Source organism: Streptomyces griseobrunneus, assembly GCF_046713465.1.
Taxonomy (GTDB): Bacteria; Actinomycetota; Actinomycetes; order Streptomycetales; family Streptomycetaceae; genus Streptomyces; species Streptomyces microflavus.
This window is the reverse complement of the sequence record NZ_CP177080.1, coordinates 726,661-740,507: the sequence shown is the minus strand read 5'-3', so window position 1 is coordinate 740,507 and position 13,847 is coordinate 726,661. Positions and strand designations below refer to the sequence as shown.

Annotated in this window: 11 protein-coding genes; 8 read left to right on the top strand and 3 right to left on the bottom strand. The window is 69.5% G+C overall.

The window, feature by feature from the left end; translation table 11 throughout:
* Positions 1–5 precede the first annotated feature (5 nt).
* Complete coding sequence (gene glgC, locus ACK8N7_RS03535; protein WP_403210866.1) at positions 6–1,223, top strand: glucose-1-phosphate adenylyltransferase; 1,218 nt, start codon at positions 6–8, stop codon at positions 1,221–1,223.
* 257 nt (positions 1,224–1,480) lie between these two features.
* Here the strand turns inward: glgC and ACK8N7_RS03530 are convergent, their stop codons facing one another.
* Positions 1,481–2,953, bottom strand: coding sequence for an MFS transporter (locus ACK8N7_RS03530; protein ID WP_500440888.1), 1,473 nt, complete (start codon positions 2,951–2,953; stop codon positions 1,481–1,483).
* A gap of 160 nt (positions 2,954–3,113) precedes the next feature.
* Here ACK8N7_RS03530 and ACK8N7_RS03525 point away from each other — a divergent pair, with 160 nt between their 5' ends.
* The 5 genes from ACK8N7_RS03525 to ACK8N7_RS03505 all read left to right on the top strand — a co-directional run bounded on the left by ACK8N7_RS03525 (position 3,114) and on the right by ACK8N7_RS03505 (position 8,779).
* Positions 3,114–3,761, top strand: a complete 648-nt coding sequence (locus ACK8N7_RS03525) for a TetR/AcrR family transcriptional regulator (RefSeq protein ID WP_500445672.1) — start codon at positions 3,114–3,116, stop codon at positions 3,759–3,761.
* Positions 3,762–5,241: 1,480 nt separating this feature from the next.
* On the top strand, positions 5,242–6,285 hold the full coding sequence (locus ACK8N7_RS03520) for a fatty acid desaturase family protein (RefSeq protein ID WP_500440887.1): 1,044 nt from the start codon (positions 5,242–5,244) through the stop codon (positions 6,283–6,285).
* A gap of 613 nt (positions 6,286–6,898) precedes the next feature.
* The gene (locus ACK8N7_RS03515) at positions 6,899–7,291 is read left to right on the top strand and encodes an STAS domain-containing protein (protein WP_403210870.1); all 393 of its coding nucleotides are present in this window, start codon (positions 6,899–6,901) and stop codon (positions 7,289–7,291) included.
* 25 nt (positions 7,292–7,316) lie between these two features.
* Positions 7,317–8,045, top strand: a complete 729-nt coding sequence (locus ACK8N7_RS03510; protein WP_403210872.1) for an ANTAR domain-containing protein — start codon at positions 7,317–7,319, stop codon at positions 8,043–8,045.
* Positions 8,042–8,779 (top strand): ANTAR domain-containing protein, encoded by a 738-nt coding sequence (locus tag ACK8N7_RS03505; RefSeq protein WP_500440884.1) that lies wholly within the window; start codon positions 8,042–8,044, stop codon positions 8,777–8,779. Before ACK8N7_RS03510 ends, ACK8N7_RS03505 begins: the two co-directional genes overlap by 4 nt.
* Here the strand turns inward: ACK8N7_RS03505 and ACK8N7_RS03500 are convergent.
* Positions 8,776–10,137 (bottom strand): APC family permease, encoded by a 1,362-nt coding sequence (locus tag ACK8N7_RS03500; protein WP_500440882.1) that lies wholly within the window; start codon positions 10,135–10,137, stop codon positions 8,776–8,778. The two genes, ACK8N7_RS03505 and ACK8N7_RS03500, sit on opposite strands and share 4 nt — an antisense overlap.
* 115 nt (positions 10,138–10,252) lie before the next feature.
* Between ACK8N7_RS03500 and ACK8N7_RS03495 the strand changes: the two genes are divergently transcribed.
* Complete coding sequence (locus ACK8N7_RS03495) at positions 10,253–11,398, top strand: FUSC family protein (RefSeq protein ID WP_500440880.1); 1,146 nt, start codon at positions 10,253–10,255, stop codon at positions 11,396–11,398.
* Positions 11,399–11,573: 175 nt separating this feature from the next.
* Positions 11,574–12,977: a PP2C family protein-serine/threonine phosphatase gene (locus ACK8N7_RS03490; RefSeq protein ID WP_500440878.1), complete on the top strand. Its 1,404-nt coding sequence runs from the start codon at positions 11,574–11,576 to the stop codon at positions 12,975–12,977.
* Between the two features lie 30 nt (positions 12,978–13,007).
* Here ACK8N7_RS03490 and ACK8N7_RS03485 read toward each other — a convergent pair whose 3' ends face one another.
* Complete coding sequence (locus ACK8N7_RS03485) at positions 13,008–13,802, bottom strand: hypothetical protein (protein WP_403210881.1); 795 nt, start codon at positions 13,800–13,802, stop codon at positions 13,008–13,010.
* Positions 13,803–13,847 lie beyond the last annotated feature (45 nt).

The following is a 13,847-nucleotide window of genomic DNA, read 5'->3' as shown; positions in this document are numbered from 1 at the left end:
TGGCCATGCGCGCTGGACCTTCGGTGCTCGGAATCGTACTTGCGGGAGGAGAGGGCAAACGGCTGATGCCGCTGACGGCCGACCGGGCGAAGCCCGCGGTGACGTTCGGCGGGACCTACCGGCTGGTCGACTTCGTCCTGTCGAACCTCGTCAACGCGGACATCCTGAGGATCTGCGTTCTCACCCAGTACAAGTCACACTCGCTGGATCGCCATGTGACCACCACCTGGCGGATGTCCAGCCTGCTCGGCAATTACGTCACGCCGGTCCCGGCCCAGCAGCGCCTCGGCCCGCGCTGGTACCTCGGCAGCGCGGACGCCATCCTGCAGTCGCTCAACCTGGTCCACGACGAACAGCCCGACTACATAGCGGTGTTCGGAGCCGACCATGTCTATCGCATGGACGCACGCCAGATGCTGGAGCGGCACATCGAGAGCGGCGCCGGCGTCACCGTCGCCGGCATCAAGGTGCCCCGTGCGGAAGCCCCTGCCTTCGGCGTCATCACCCCGGCCTCCGACGGCTCACGCGTGGAACGCTTCCTGGAGAAGCCCTCCGACCCGCCCGGCCTGCCCGACGACCCGACCAAGGTCTTCGCCTCGATGGGCAACTACCTCTTCTCCACGAAGGTTCTCGTGGACGCCCTCCACCAGGACGCCGAGGACGACGACTCCGTCCACGACATGGGCGGATCCATCCTGCCCATGCTCACCGAGCGCGGGGCCGCGCACGTCTACGACTTCGACGACAACCACGTGCCGGGCGAAACGCAGCGCGAGCACGGGTACTGGCGGGACGTGGGTTCTCTGGACAGTTACTACGAGGCCCACATGGACCTCATCTCCGAGCAGCCACTGTTCAGCCTCTACAACCAACGCTGGCCCATGTACACCCACGCGGGCCACCAGGCCCCGGCCCGCTTCGTCTCCGGAGGCATCGCCGGTGAGTCGATCGTCAGTCCGGGCTGCGTGATCCGTGGCCAGGTCACCGGGTCGGTGCTCTCGCCCGGTGTGATCGTCGAGCAGGGCGCGGTGGTCCAGGGCTCCGTGCTGCACCACGGTGTGCGCGTCGGCAGGGGGGCGGTCGTGCGGAACTCGATCCTCGACAAGAACGTCGACGTCCCGCCCGGGGCGACGATAGGTGTCAACCCCGAACGGGACCGCGAGCTTTACACCGTCTCGCACAACGGCGTCATCGCCCTCGGCAAGGGCCAGGCGGTGTCCTAGCCTCCGTCGTCCGGGTCCCGGCCAGGTCTGCGCGATGGCCACCGGCGGAGGGAGAGCGCGCGGCGGAAGGTGCGCGTCGCCATGACCACACCGGGGCCGGACGTCGGCACCATCTGACTTATCATCAGCGACCCCGACCAAGGGACACCTGTAAGGCTGCGTGCCGTTGGCCGGGCGGCTCTGTGCTCCCGCGCTGCGGTACGCCGAATTCCCCCGGTCCGTAGGCGTACGGCCCGCCCGGACGGATCGTGGTCCGGTCAGGTGGCCTCCGCGGGCGCTGCCTCCTCCACATTGCGGGAGTCCGTGAGGCTCAGCGCACCGGCCGTCGCGATCAGGCCGACGGCGAAGGCCAGCACGGCGTAGGCGATCCGCTCACCGTGGAAGAAGGAGTCGACGAGGTCGCTGCTCCACACGCCGGCCGGGAGCTGGGTGGTGACCAGCGCGGCGGTCAGCGTGCCGACGGTGGCGGTGCCGACGCTGGTGCCGACCTCCTGCGCGGTGTCGTTGAGCGCGGTGCCCATTGAGGTGCGGTTGGCCGGCATCGCGTCGACGAGCGCGACCGCACAGTTCGTCATGACGGTCCGGAGTCCGATCGTCATGAGCACCATGCGGAGCGCGATGACGAGGTAGCCGTGCTCGACACCCCAGGACAGTCCCGCCAGTGCGACGGCCAGGCAGGCCGCGCCCACCAGGCAGGCGACGCGGTGGCCGTAGCGGCGGGCCAGCCCCTCGGACACGGGCGTCGCGAGCAGCATGGTCACGATCAGCGGCAGGTTGGCGAGGCCGGCCCGTACGGGGCTCCAGCCGTACGCGTACTGGAAGTGGAGGATGAGCCCGAACATCACGCCGGCCATCGCGATGGACGTACCGACCTGCGCCACGGCGGCGCCGCGGACCGTGCCGTTGGACAACAGGCAGAGGTCCAGCATGGGGGCGGGGCTGCGGCGCTCGTTCCGGATGAAGGCGGTCGTGGCGACGACCGCGCCCGCGACCGAACCGATGGTGAGGACGGAGAGCCAGCCGTTCTCGACGCCGCTGGTCAGGGCATAGCAGGCCAGCCCGATGGCGGCGAGGCTCAGCGCGGCGCCCGGTAGGTCGAGCCGGTCGCGGGTCAGGTCCTCGGGCCGGTCGGCCGGGACGCCGAGTCGGACCCCGATCCAGGCGATCACCGCGATCGGGGCGTTGACGACGAGCAGCCACTCCCAGCGCACGTGGGCCAGGACTGTGCCGCCGATCAGCGGTCCGAGGATGAAGCCGGACATACCGACGACGATCATCAGCGTCATGGGGCGCATCCGCAGCGCCTTGTCGTCGAAGAGGCGGAAGACCAGGGAGTTCGTGATCGGGGCCATCGCCGCGGCGGCGATGCCGAGCGCGGCGCGCAGGGCGATGAGCTCACCCGCGGTGGTGACCCGGACGACGCACAGGCTCAGCGCGCCGAACACGGCGAGCCCGACGAGCAGGACGCGGCGGCGGCCGAGCCGGTCGGCCATGGAACCCGCGGTGAGCAGCAGACCGCCGAAGGTCAGCGAGTACGTGCCGGTGACCCACTGCAGCGCGGTGGTCCTGCTGCCGAGGTCGCGTCCGATGGTGGGCAGCGCGATCGACAGCAGGGTGTTGTCGGCCATCTCCACGAAGAAGGCCAGGCAGAGGGCGGCCAGCGGGATCCACGCGGCGCGCAGGGAGGGATAGGTACGGGAGGCGGGGGGTTTCAGCATCGCGGTCGTCATGGCGGCGCTCCTTTCTAGCGAACGCCGCTCGACTATCGAACGATGTTCCATACGGTGCGATGGAACAGCGTTCGATAGAGATGCAAACGAAGAGGCAGAGGCCATGCCGCGCCACCAGAACCGTGCCGCCGCCAACGGCCGCCGCCGAGCTTCGCACTCGATGGAGTCCGTACTCACCGAGGCGGTCGCGCTGCTCGACGAGGCGGGTCCTTCGGCGCTGACGTTCCGGTCGCTCGCGCAGCGTCTCGGGGGTGGCGTCGCCAGCGTCTATTGGTACGTCGCGAGCAAGGACGAGCTGCTCGACCGTGCCACCGATCACGTCATCGGCGGCGTCCTCGCCGACATCGAGGCCCTCAAGCCCGCCGACGACCCGATCGACGACCTGCGCGCGATGTCACTGACGCTGTTCGACGCGATCCTGGTGCGGCCCTGGCTCGGGAACTACTTCATGCGCAACACCGACGTCCAGGGCAACGCCCTGCGCCTGTACGCCAAGCTGGGGCAGCCGATCCTCCGGCTGAACCTCACCGCGCGCCAGCGGTTCCACGCCGTCTCGGCGATCACGACGGTCGTCGTCGGCTCCGCGGTCGACCTGGGGCAGGAACCGCCTCGTGAGGTTCTCGACGGTGCCGTCGGCCGCGACGAGTTTCTCGGCCGCTTCGCCGCGACGTGGCGGGAGCTCGACGCCGACGACTTCCCCTTCGTGCACGAGATCGTCGACGAGTTCGACGGGCACGACGACATCGAGCAGTTCCGCGCCGCGCTGGACCTGACCCTCGCAGGGTTGCGCCTCCGGGCCGGCGCCTGAACGAATCGCCCGGCCGGCGCGAGGCCGGTCGTGCAGCGGCAGAGCACCGAACGGGCACGAGCAGTCCCCGCCCGGGAGCCGTCCCGGGCGGGAACCGGTATGCGCCGGTAGGCGGCTGTTGAGTGCTGGGACTACTCGGCGTCACGCCGCCGACGTGCGAACTGGCTGGGCAAGAAGTACGGGATACTCCAGCTGGATGTGAAGGCATGGGGACCCAACAACACCTGGTGCAATCGGAACAAGCCCTGCTCCAAGGCGAACAACGTCTTCGCCGAAGTAATGTGGACCCTTTTCGCCAACAACATCAGCTGGTACGCGCCGCGATGGTAACGAATCGGCAATACCGGGAAACGAGCAGAAACGTGGGAAGCACGACGACGAGTCCGCTGACCCGCACCGCCGGAGCAGTAGCCCTGGTCGGGGCAGCGCTTCTGCCGGGACTGATCGCGGCACTTCCCCTCGCGTTCAACGGCGCGCAGCACACGCTGAGCGCTCTGGGCCGAGCGACAATGCCCGAGGGAGCGACCGCCTCACTGGGATGGGGCGTCGCCCTGCTGACTGCGGCGGTTCTGCCCTTCGTGGCAGTACCGGCGTCCCTGTTCATAGCGCGGGCCGGTCTCGCGGTCGGGGCCGGGGGCCGGGGGCCGGGAAGCGGTTTTCCCGGTCCCCGGCCCTTTTTTCGTGTTCCCGCAGCCGGACCGATGGGGATATACGCCCCGCGCACGTCGTCCTTTCCGCACGCCGGAGAACCGCGGCAGCGACGAGGAGCGTGATCCGTCCAGCTGAGCGGTCGATGAGCACGACCTCGTGGAAGTGCTCGTGCGCACGCCCCCAGTCATGGACGGCCTCGCCCCCCGGCCCGTTCAGGTAGAGATGTGGTCGGCGGCGGCCAGGAGATCGAACACCTCACAGCGACAAATCCTGCTCACCCACCGCTTTTCCCTGGTCACCAGGCCAGTCGTGTGAGACGGTGGACGGACTACCCGTACCACGGACGACCATCACTCCGCTGTCCACGGGCGGGAAAGCAGACATCAGCGCGTACGAGTTCTCGAACTCGCTCGCAGACGCGACGGCACCCCAGCCCCCGGTGCGTGCCGCTCGATCGCTCTTTGGGGGCCGAACCGGTGCGACAGCTCATCAATTCCGAGCAGGACACACGAGCGGGACGCCGTGGTCGCCCGGGAGCCGGAAGACGCCGAGCAGCGAATACCGATCACGCTGAGCAGCAGCGGTCCTCCCCCCAGGCTCACAAATCCCCGCGCAACGCTCCGGACGGGCTGAATCCGCAGAAACGGTGACGGCCTCTTCCGTCGGCTCGGCGGACGAACAGCTCACCGACCCGCGGAGCGTGGCAGACGGTCACCTCCGCAATTCACCGTTCGCATCGACACCGGTCACGTTCTTGGCTTTCCCCCGAACCACGGTGACCGCCCATCAGCGGAATGCCCGGGTGTCGGGCCGAGAAAGGTTCGCGCTCATGACCGCAGAAGTCCTCGTCCGCCCCGAGCGGACGACCGGGAGTGATTTCTCCCGGCTGTCGAAGAAGATCGCCGACCATGGTCTGATGGTCCGGCGTCCCGGCTACTACGCGGCCCGCATCGCGGCCGTGACGGCACTCTACGCAGGAGGCTGGACCGCCTTCGTCCTCGTCGGTGCCAGCTGGTGGACCCTGGCGGTCGCCGCCTTCCTGGCCATGGTCTTCGGCCAAGTGGCTTTGTTGGCACATGACATCGCCCACCGTCAGGTGTTCCGGCTGCGCAAGGCCAGTGAGGTCGCCGGGAGGATCGCCGCGAACGTCGGCATCGGCATGGGATACGGCTGGTGGCAGGAGAAACACACCCGCCACCACGCCAATCCCAACCACGACGAGCTCGACCCCGACATCGAACCCGACCTGATCGTCTGGTCCCAGGACCAGGCCCGCTCGGCCAAGGGGCTGCCCCGGCTGATCGGCCGCTCGCAGGCCTATCTGTTCTTCCCCCTGATCACCCTGGAGGCGTTCAACCTGCATGTGTCGGGCGTGCGGGCACTGGCAAACCGCTCGCTCAAGCACCGACGGCTGGAGGGGACGCTGCTCATCGGTCACTTCGTGGTCTACCTGACCGCACTGTTCCTGGTGCTGCCGCCCGGCATGGCGATCGCCTTCCTCGCCGTCCAGCAGTGTCTCTTCGGTCTGTACCTCGGCTCGGTCTTCGCCCCCAACCACAAGGGCATGCCCATCCGGACAGGCAAGGACCGCCCGGACTTCCTGCGCCGCCAGGTCCTCACCTCACGCAACGTCCGCGGCAACTGGTTCACCGACATCGCCCTGGGCGGACTGAACTACCAGATCGAGCACCACCTCTTCCCGAGCATGCCCAGCCCCAACCTGCGCAGGGCGCAGATCATCGTCCGGCGGTACTGCGAAGAACTGAGCGTGGCCTACCTGGAGACAGGCCTGATCACCTCCTACCGCCAGGCGCTCAACAGCCTTCACCAGGCAGGCGCCCCACTGCGCCGCACCGAGGCCACCACCCCCTGAGCGCTGCTCCCTCGTCCCGGTCGGCACACGACATCGACGTGAAAGCCACAACGGGCTCCGGCCCCTCTCCGCCATCGGCCTGCAGGGGTAGCCACGCGCTGTACCAGGGCCTACTCTGTGAACTGCGCCCCTGCCCCCGGCCGTTTCTGACCTTACGGCCGAAACAGGTGGAGATCATGGCGCACCGGAGCCTCGACCGACCGCCTCGCGGCGGCGCCCTGTTCTCCCTGGCACTGCTCCTGTGCAGGGACCTCGACCGGGCCGTCGAGGCAGTCGTCACCACACCGACCCGCGCGGCCACGACGGCATCCGGCCTGTGTCCGGAACCGCCCGTCCCGCGGAGACGATCAGCCCGAACAGGACCAAACACTGCTCGGGCTGGTCCTGTTCGGCGGTCACACCTATGGATATGGACAGGCGGCCGAGCTCATCGGCCTCCCGGCTTCCGTGGCCGCCGGCCACCTGCGAACACTTCCGCACCGGGCTGCGACGGCGCCCAGTCACCGCCGGGCATGAGGGGCGACCAAGCATTCACGACAGGCGACCGGGCGTTCACGCCGGGTCGCCCCACCTGGCGGGCCCTCGACCGGCGGGCTTGTAGCGAGGACGCCTGATGCAGACCCCACCACTCCTGTACGTCGACCGGCGTCAGGAGGAAGCACGCACCGTCCTTGTCCTGGCGGGGGCGATGGACCAGGACTCCGTCCACGTGTTCACCGCCGCGATGGCGGAGGTCTCGCGCACCGGAGCCGCGGCCGTTCACGTGGACCTGAGCGCCGTCGCGTTCTGTGACTGTGCCGGACTCAATGCTCTCCTGAAGGCCGCTCAGGGCAGCCGGGCGGAGGGACGGACGTTCCAGGCACACGCCCCGTCCACCGCGGTCCTTCGCCTGTTCACCCTGACCGGCACCACCGGCGTTCTTCTGGGCCGGGATTCCCACGCCTCCGGTGGGGACGAGACTGCCGCGAAGCGCTCCGAAGATCGATCCGCCGCTCCGCCGGTATGATGTGGAGTCCGAGAGGTGGCCGCCTGTGCTCAGCCCCGAGATGACCCGGATCCTCCGGGCCCTGCACACGGACGTCGGGTCAGGACTGGACGCGGGCTGTGTATCGGTCCTCGGCATGGACCATCTCGTGGTGTCCTTGGTGGTCGAAGGCCGGACCACCGAACAGCTTTGGTCATCGGGCTCCGTGGGTGCCCTGTTCGAGGACCTCCAGTTCACCCTGGGCCAGGGACCCGGTCCGGACGCCCTGCGCACCAGCCAGGCGACGGTGGAGCACGATGTGGTAGCGCCGGGCGCCTCGGGACGGTGGCCCGCCCTCGTTCCGGCCATGGCCCATCTGCCGATCGGGGCCATGTTCTGCCTCCCGCTGGCCCTCGGCGGCATCACCGTCGGTGTTCTCACCGCACTCCGTGCGTCACCGGGTCCCATGAGCGGTCAGGAAACGGATGATTCCCTGGGTCTCGCAGCGGCCCTCACCCTCCAGTTCCTCGGCGGGGCAGGATCGCGCTTCGATGCCTGGGTGGACGCGCTGCCGGACGGAGAGCTGCACCGTGCCGTCGTCCATCAGGCGACCGGCATGCTCAGTGTCCAGCTCGCACTTCCGCTGGGGGAGGCCCTGCTCCGCCTGCGCGCGTACGCCTACGGCCACGACCGGTCCATCGTCGAAGCCGCTGAAGACGTCGTCTCCCGGCGGCTCCGACTCGACGACGACCGTCCCGAACCCGAACCCGAATCACCCAAGGAGACGAAGGGATGACATCCATGTCCCGCGAGCAACAGGTGTCCCAAGTGTTCGTGCAGGTCGCGGACTCCCTCATCGATGACTTCGACCTCATCGAATTCCTCGAGGAGCTGTGTGCCCACTGCGTCAGCCTGCTCGACGTCGCCGCCGGAGGCATTCTCCTCGCCAACGAGAAGGGGCTCCTGCACACGATCGCCGCGTCCGACCACAACACGCACCTGCTGGAACTCTTCGCCATTCAGCACGACCAGGGCCCCTGCCTCGACTGCTACCGCACCCGCGCCGAACGCATCAACATCGACCTGCACGTTCCCGCGGCCAACGAGACCTGGCCGGCCTTCGCCGACCGGGCCCGGCGGAGCGGCTTCCAGACGAGCCACGTCTTCCCTCTTCGCCTCCGTGACCGTGCGGTGGGGGCGATGAACCTCTTCCACACCGGTCGGCAGGCACTGAGCCCGCAGGACGCATCACTCGCGCAGGCACTCGCGGACGTCGCGACGATCGCCATTCTCCAGCAGCGCGACCTCGGGCAGGAGCAGTTGGAGAAGACGCAACTGCAACGCGCTCTGTCCAGCCGCATCGTCATCGAGCAGGCCAAGGGGATCCTCGCCGAACGCTGGAACGTCACTCCCGACGCCGCGTACGACGCCCTGCGCACCTATGCCCGAGCACGCAGACTGCGGATCTCCGACTGCGCCCGCAACATCATCGACCAGTCCCTGGACACCGACGAGATCCCCCACGTCTAGCAACGGGCGCGCCGTGACCGTACCGCGGCGATGACGCCGAGCCCCGCGCCGACGGCCATGACGAGAAGCGCCCTCAGCCAGACATCGCGTTCGATCTGGGTGGCGAGCACGACGCAGGACACAGCTCCGAGGACCGGAACAAGGGTCGGCGCCCGGAAATGGTCCCGGGACACCGCGTCGCGACGCAGCACGAGAAGTGAGGTGTTGACGAGGAAGAAGACCACCAGGAGCAGCACGACCAGCGTGGAGGCGAGCGTCGCCACATCGCCGGTCAGCGCGAGGAGCAGCGCGAGCGCGGTGGTCGTGGCAATGGCGGCCCAGGGGGTGCGCCGGCCGGAAAGGACCTTCGTCAGGAAGCGGGGCAGGAGACCGTCCCGCGCCATGCCGTAGGCCAGGCGCGAGGACATGATGCCCGTCAGCAGCGCTCCGTTCGCGACCGCCACCAGGGCGATGGCGCTGAAGAGTTCTGTGGGGACTCCTCCCGCCGTCCGGACTACTTCGAGGAGCGGCCCGCTGGACTCCGTCAGCTTTCCGGTCGGCACGGCCACCGCTGCGGCCACGCCGACCAGGACGTACACCGCGCCTGCGGTGAGGAGCGCGCCGAAGAGCGCCCGGGGATACGAGCGACGGGGGTCACGGGTCTCCTCGGCCACGTTGACGGACGTTTCGAACCCGACGAACGAGTAGTAGGCGAGCACCGCACCGCTGAGCAGGGCTGCCACGGGGCCCTCACGCGAGGTGCCGAGGTCCGTGAGCCTTCCGGCGTCTCCGTCGCCGCGCAGCACGATCCAGGCGCCGAGCCCGATCACCAGGAGCAGTCCGCCGACCTCGATGACCGTGGCGACGACGTTGGCCCGGGTCGACTCGCTGATGCCTCGCGCGTTCAGCAGCGCCAATGAGGCCAGGAAGACCAGCGTCACCAGCACCACGGGCAGTGAGACGAACTCGGACAGGTAGTCGCCGCCGAACCCTCGGGTGAGGGCGGCCACCGACACGACGCCGGCCGCGAGCATGCAGAATCCGGCGAGGAACCCGAGGAACGGCCCATAAGCCAGGCTGGCGTAATGCGATGCGCCGCCCGCGCGCGGATATCTGGTTACCAGCTCCGCGTAGGAGGCGGCTGTCAGCAGAGCCAGGCACAACGCCGCGAGCAAGGGGGCCCATACGGCACCGCCGGACTCGGCGGCGACCTGGCCCACCAGGACGTACACGCCCGCTCCGAGGACGTCTCCCAGGATGAAGAAGTAGAGCAACGGCGTGGTCAGAGCCTTTTTGAGCGGCGCCGGGGAATCCGATGCGCGGATCTTCGTCGGGGGAGGGTTCACGGAGTTTCGTATACCCGGCCTGGTGCCCCGCATCTCAGCGTCTGTGTTTCTCCCGCCATCGAGTTCACTCCTCGCCCCAGGGGGCAGCCGGTAGCAGGACCGCCCGACAGGGAAGCTCGATCGAGAACGCGCCGAGGGAGAGGGCAGGTTGGCAGGGGAGGAGAAGCGGTGGTCGGCCGCCGGGCAGTGGGTGGGCCGGGAGTGGGCGGAGGTGCGGCGGTCCGTCCGCAGTGCGCGCGAAGTGGCCGGACCGGAGCGGGACACGCTCGTCCAGTCCCTCAAGGCAGCGGCGGCGGCGATCGCCGCGTGGGCGGTGAGCGGGTGGTGGTTCCAGGCGCCGATGGCCCTGTTGGCTCCGTGGACGGCGATCGCGATGGTCGGCAGCACGGTCTACCAGTCGGTGCGTACGGGGACCCAGCAGTTCGCCATCATCGCCCTCGGTACCGTGTGGGCCTCCGGGGCGATGGCTTTGACGCGTGATCGGACCATGGCCGCCATGCTGCTCACCCTGCCGTTCATAATGCTGCTCGGCAACTACCGCCGCTTCGGGAACCAGGGCATCTACGGTGCCACCACAGCGCTCTTCGTGATCACCGCCGGAGTGTCCAGCACCTCCACGGTGGGGCACAGGCTCCTGGAAACCCTGGTCGGTGCGGCCATCGGCCTCCTGGTCAACGCGTTCGTCCTGCCACCCGTCCACCTGCGCAGCGTCCGTGACCGCCTCGGCCGCCTCGCGCGGGAGACGGCGGACCTGCTCGACGCCATGGCGGGCGGACTGCGCGAGGAGAACGGGCTTGAGGGGTCCGAAGGCCGGCACCTCAGGGCCGCCCGTCTCACGGTGTCGCTCCAGGGCGTGAGCGACGCCCGCCACTGGGCGATGGAGGGAGCGCGTTGGAACCCGGGAAGCCGCCTGCGCCGCACCGGCCCGAAGCCACCGCCGTACGCCGAGGACATGCGGTGGGGCCGTGTCTGCACCCGTGTCCTGGCGATCACACGCACGCTCGGTGGAATCGGCGACGACCCAGAAATCACGAAGCCGTCGCCGGACTTCTTACACCAGCTGTCCGACGTGCTGGGCCGGACCGCGCGTATCTGCGCACTGGAGACAGAACTGCTCACCTCTTCCGCGCCGGACACCCTGCGTGATGACCGGGAGGCGGCCTCCCGGGAAGCCTGGGCCTGCCTCGACTCGCTCACCGACACCTTCCACCGGCTGCAAGGAACGGCGGCGGCCGTCGGCGGGAAACTGCTTCTGGAGACACGACAACTGGTCACCGAGCTCGATTCCACCTGAGCGAGCACCACCGGGGCCGCAGGATCAGCCGTCCACGAACGCGGAAGGGCGGGCGACGCCGAATGGCTCGTGGACGGGGCGCGCCCACATGCCCGGCGTACCCGCCTGCCGGAGACTGGGAGTGCCGACGGCTCGAGGTCACAGGCGGTCACGTACGACAGAGGCAAGGAGCGGTATGCGCCCGGAACAGGACGACGCAGGCGCCCTGCCTCGGCACGGCGCCGCAGGCGTGGAGCAGGTCACGGACGGCACGGAGCAGGCGGCGGACGGTTTCGAGGTCGACGAGGAGGTCCAGCACGCCCTGGACCGGCTCACGCTGCTCATCAACGCGGCAGAGGCCCTTTCCAGCACACTCGACGTGGACCAAGGGCTCCGCCGGCTCTGTCGCACGCTCATCCCCGGCCTCGCCGACTGGTGTGCGGTCGATCTGCTGGACGACCGAGGGCGGCTGCGCAGGCTCGTCGTCGAGCACCGGGACGCCGACGTGACCTCTCCGGGCCTGGACGAAGGGCTCCTGCCGACGGCCGAAGGCTCGGCGGCCTCGGTAGCCCGCGCGCTGCTGGGCGTGGGCCCCGTGCTGCTCACGGATTTCCCCCCGCCGAAGGACACGGACGACCCCCTGTACGCCCGGGAGAAGGAACTCTTCGAGCGGCTCGCGGCCGATACGGCGGTGGTCGCCCCGCTGAGAGCCCGGCGCCAGGTGCTCGGCGTGCTGACCCTGGCCCGTACCCGCAGCGAAGCCCCGCCGGCCGAGGACACCCTGTCCCTGGTCGAGGATCTCGCTCACCGGGTGGCGCTCGCCGTCGACAACGCGCGCCTGCACGCCGAGGCGCGCCACACGGCCGAGCGTCTGCAGCGATCCCTGCTGCCCGACCTGCCCACGGACGGGCCGCTCGACGTGGTGGCCCGGTACCGGTCGGCGAGTGCGTCCGCCCGGGTCGGTGGCGACTGGTACGACGCGTTCGTGATGCCGGACGGCGCGATGACACTGATCATCGGCGATGTCGCGGGACATGATCTGCGGGCAGCGGTCATGATGAGCCAGACCCGCAACATGCTGCGCGGGATCGCCTGCGACCGCAAGGAACCGCCCGGCAAGATCCTCGCCCGGCTGGACGCGGCCCATCACATCCTCTATCCCGACCAGACGCTGACCTGTATCTACGCACTGGTCGAACGGCTTGGCAGGGACGAGCCGTGGCTGCTGCACTACGCGGTCGCGGGCCATCCCGCGCCGCTGCTGGTGACGCACGACGGCGAGACCCGATTTCTCACCGGCGGCCGCAGCGTCATGCTCGGGGTGGATCCCGAGGGCCACCGCCCTGCCGCGACCGACACCCTTCCGCCCAGCTCGACCGTACTGCTCTACACGGACGGCCTCGTCGAGCGCCGTGAGGAGGACCTGGGCCGGGGCCTGGCCCGCCTGCGGCAGCATGCCGCGGCCTTGGCCCGTGAGCCGCTCCCGGCGTTCTGCGACGAGATCCTGGAAGGCATGGCCGGGGGAGGCTCGGACGACGTCGCCCTGATCGCGGTCAGAACGGCGCCCCCGCACGCCGGACCCGCCGTGGCCACCCCCTGAGCCGGGACGGAGCGGATGTCGCGAGGTCCGTCATGACGTGGACGCGTGCCGGGCCTCGACCGCCGCGAGGACCCTGTCCCTGGCCAACTGCCGGGCCTCTCGGAGCTTCAACTCCGCCAGAAGCAGCGGCAGGTACCAGAGCCAGCCCCACAGGCTGAACGAGGCCACTCCACTCCCGACGAGCAACTGGTTGGTGCCGAACGACAGCACGAACGCCGCCACGTAGGAGACGACCCGGTAGCGGTGCACCACACGAAGGGGAGCATGGCGGCGGGAACTCAGAACCTCCAGCGTGGCCACGACCTCGGCGGCTCGCAGGTCCTCGGGGTGGGCGTCGGCCGGTGCTCCGTGCGACTCCGCACGGCCGACGTCGGCGCGCAGGGAAGCATGCTCGGCCCGGGCCCGGTCGGCCTTGGCCCAGGCGTCCTCCCAGTAGCCCCGGCCCGCCCACCCCATTGCCGCCTCGACCTGCGCGGCCCGGGGCGTGCCCGGCGGGGCGAGTTCGGCGATCCGCTCCTTGAGGGCCTGCGCTCTTCGCTGCCGCCCCGGGTGCTCCCAGCTGTCGGCACGCAGGCACAGCTCCAGGTACGAGACCAGCAGTCCGAGGTCCTCGGGCCAGTTACGCAGCCCCTCCTCGTACACCGCCTCCGCTTCGGCGTCGTGGTCGTCGTCATCCTCCGCCGCGTGCGCGAGGCCGAGCCACCGCTGGAGCACCGGACCGGGGCCCGTCTCCGCGAGCCCCTGACCGGCCGCCATCCGTACCTGGGCGTAGCCGCCCAGGACGAAGAGCTCCTCGCACCGCCTCGCGTATGCCTGCACCGTCATGCTTCCCCCGATCACTGCGGAACCCCCGGACAGCTCGCGTGCCGG

Bases quoted from the DNA above. Each gene is read 5' to 3' on its own strand.
- glgC (WP_403210866.1), top strand. From the start codon at position 6: ATGCGCGCTGGACCTTCGGTGCTCGGAATCGTACTTGCGGGAGGAGAG.
- ACK8N7_RS03530 (WP_500440888.1), bottom strand. From the start codon at position 2,953: ATGACGACCGCGATGCTGAAACCCCCCGCCTCCCGTACCTATCCCTCC.
- ACK8N7_RS03525 (WP_500445672.1), top strand. From the start codon at position 3,114: ATGGAGTCCGTACTCACCGAGGCGGTCGCGCTGCTCGACGAGGCGGGT.
- ACK8N7_RS03520 (WP_500440887.1), top strand. From the start codon at position 5,242: ATGACCGCAGAAGTCCTCGTCCGCCCCGAGCGGACGACCGGGAGTGAT.
- ACK8N7_RS03515 (WP_403210870.1), top strand. From the start codon at position 6,899: ATGCAGACCCCACCACTCCTGTACGTCGACCGGCGTCAGGAGGAAGCA.
- ACK8N7_RS03505 (WP_500440884.1), top strand. From the start codon at position 8,042: ATGACATCCATGTCCCGCGAGCAACAGGTGTCCCAAGTGTTCGTGCAG.
- ACK8N7_RS03500 (WP_500440882.1), bottom strand. From the start codon at position 10,137: ATGCGGGGCACCAGGCCGGGTATACGAAACTCCGTGAACCCTCCCCCG.
- ACK8N7_RS03490 (WP_500440878.1), top strand. From the start codon at position 11,574: ATGCGCCCGGAACAGGACGACGCAGGCGCCCTGCCTCGGCACGGCGCC.
- ACK8N7_RS03485 (WP_403210881.1), bottom strand. From the start codon at position 13,802: ATGACGGTGCAGGCATACGCGAGGCGGTGCGAGGAGCTCTTCGTCCTG.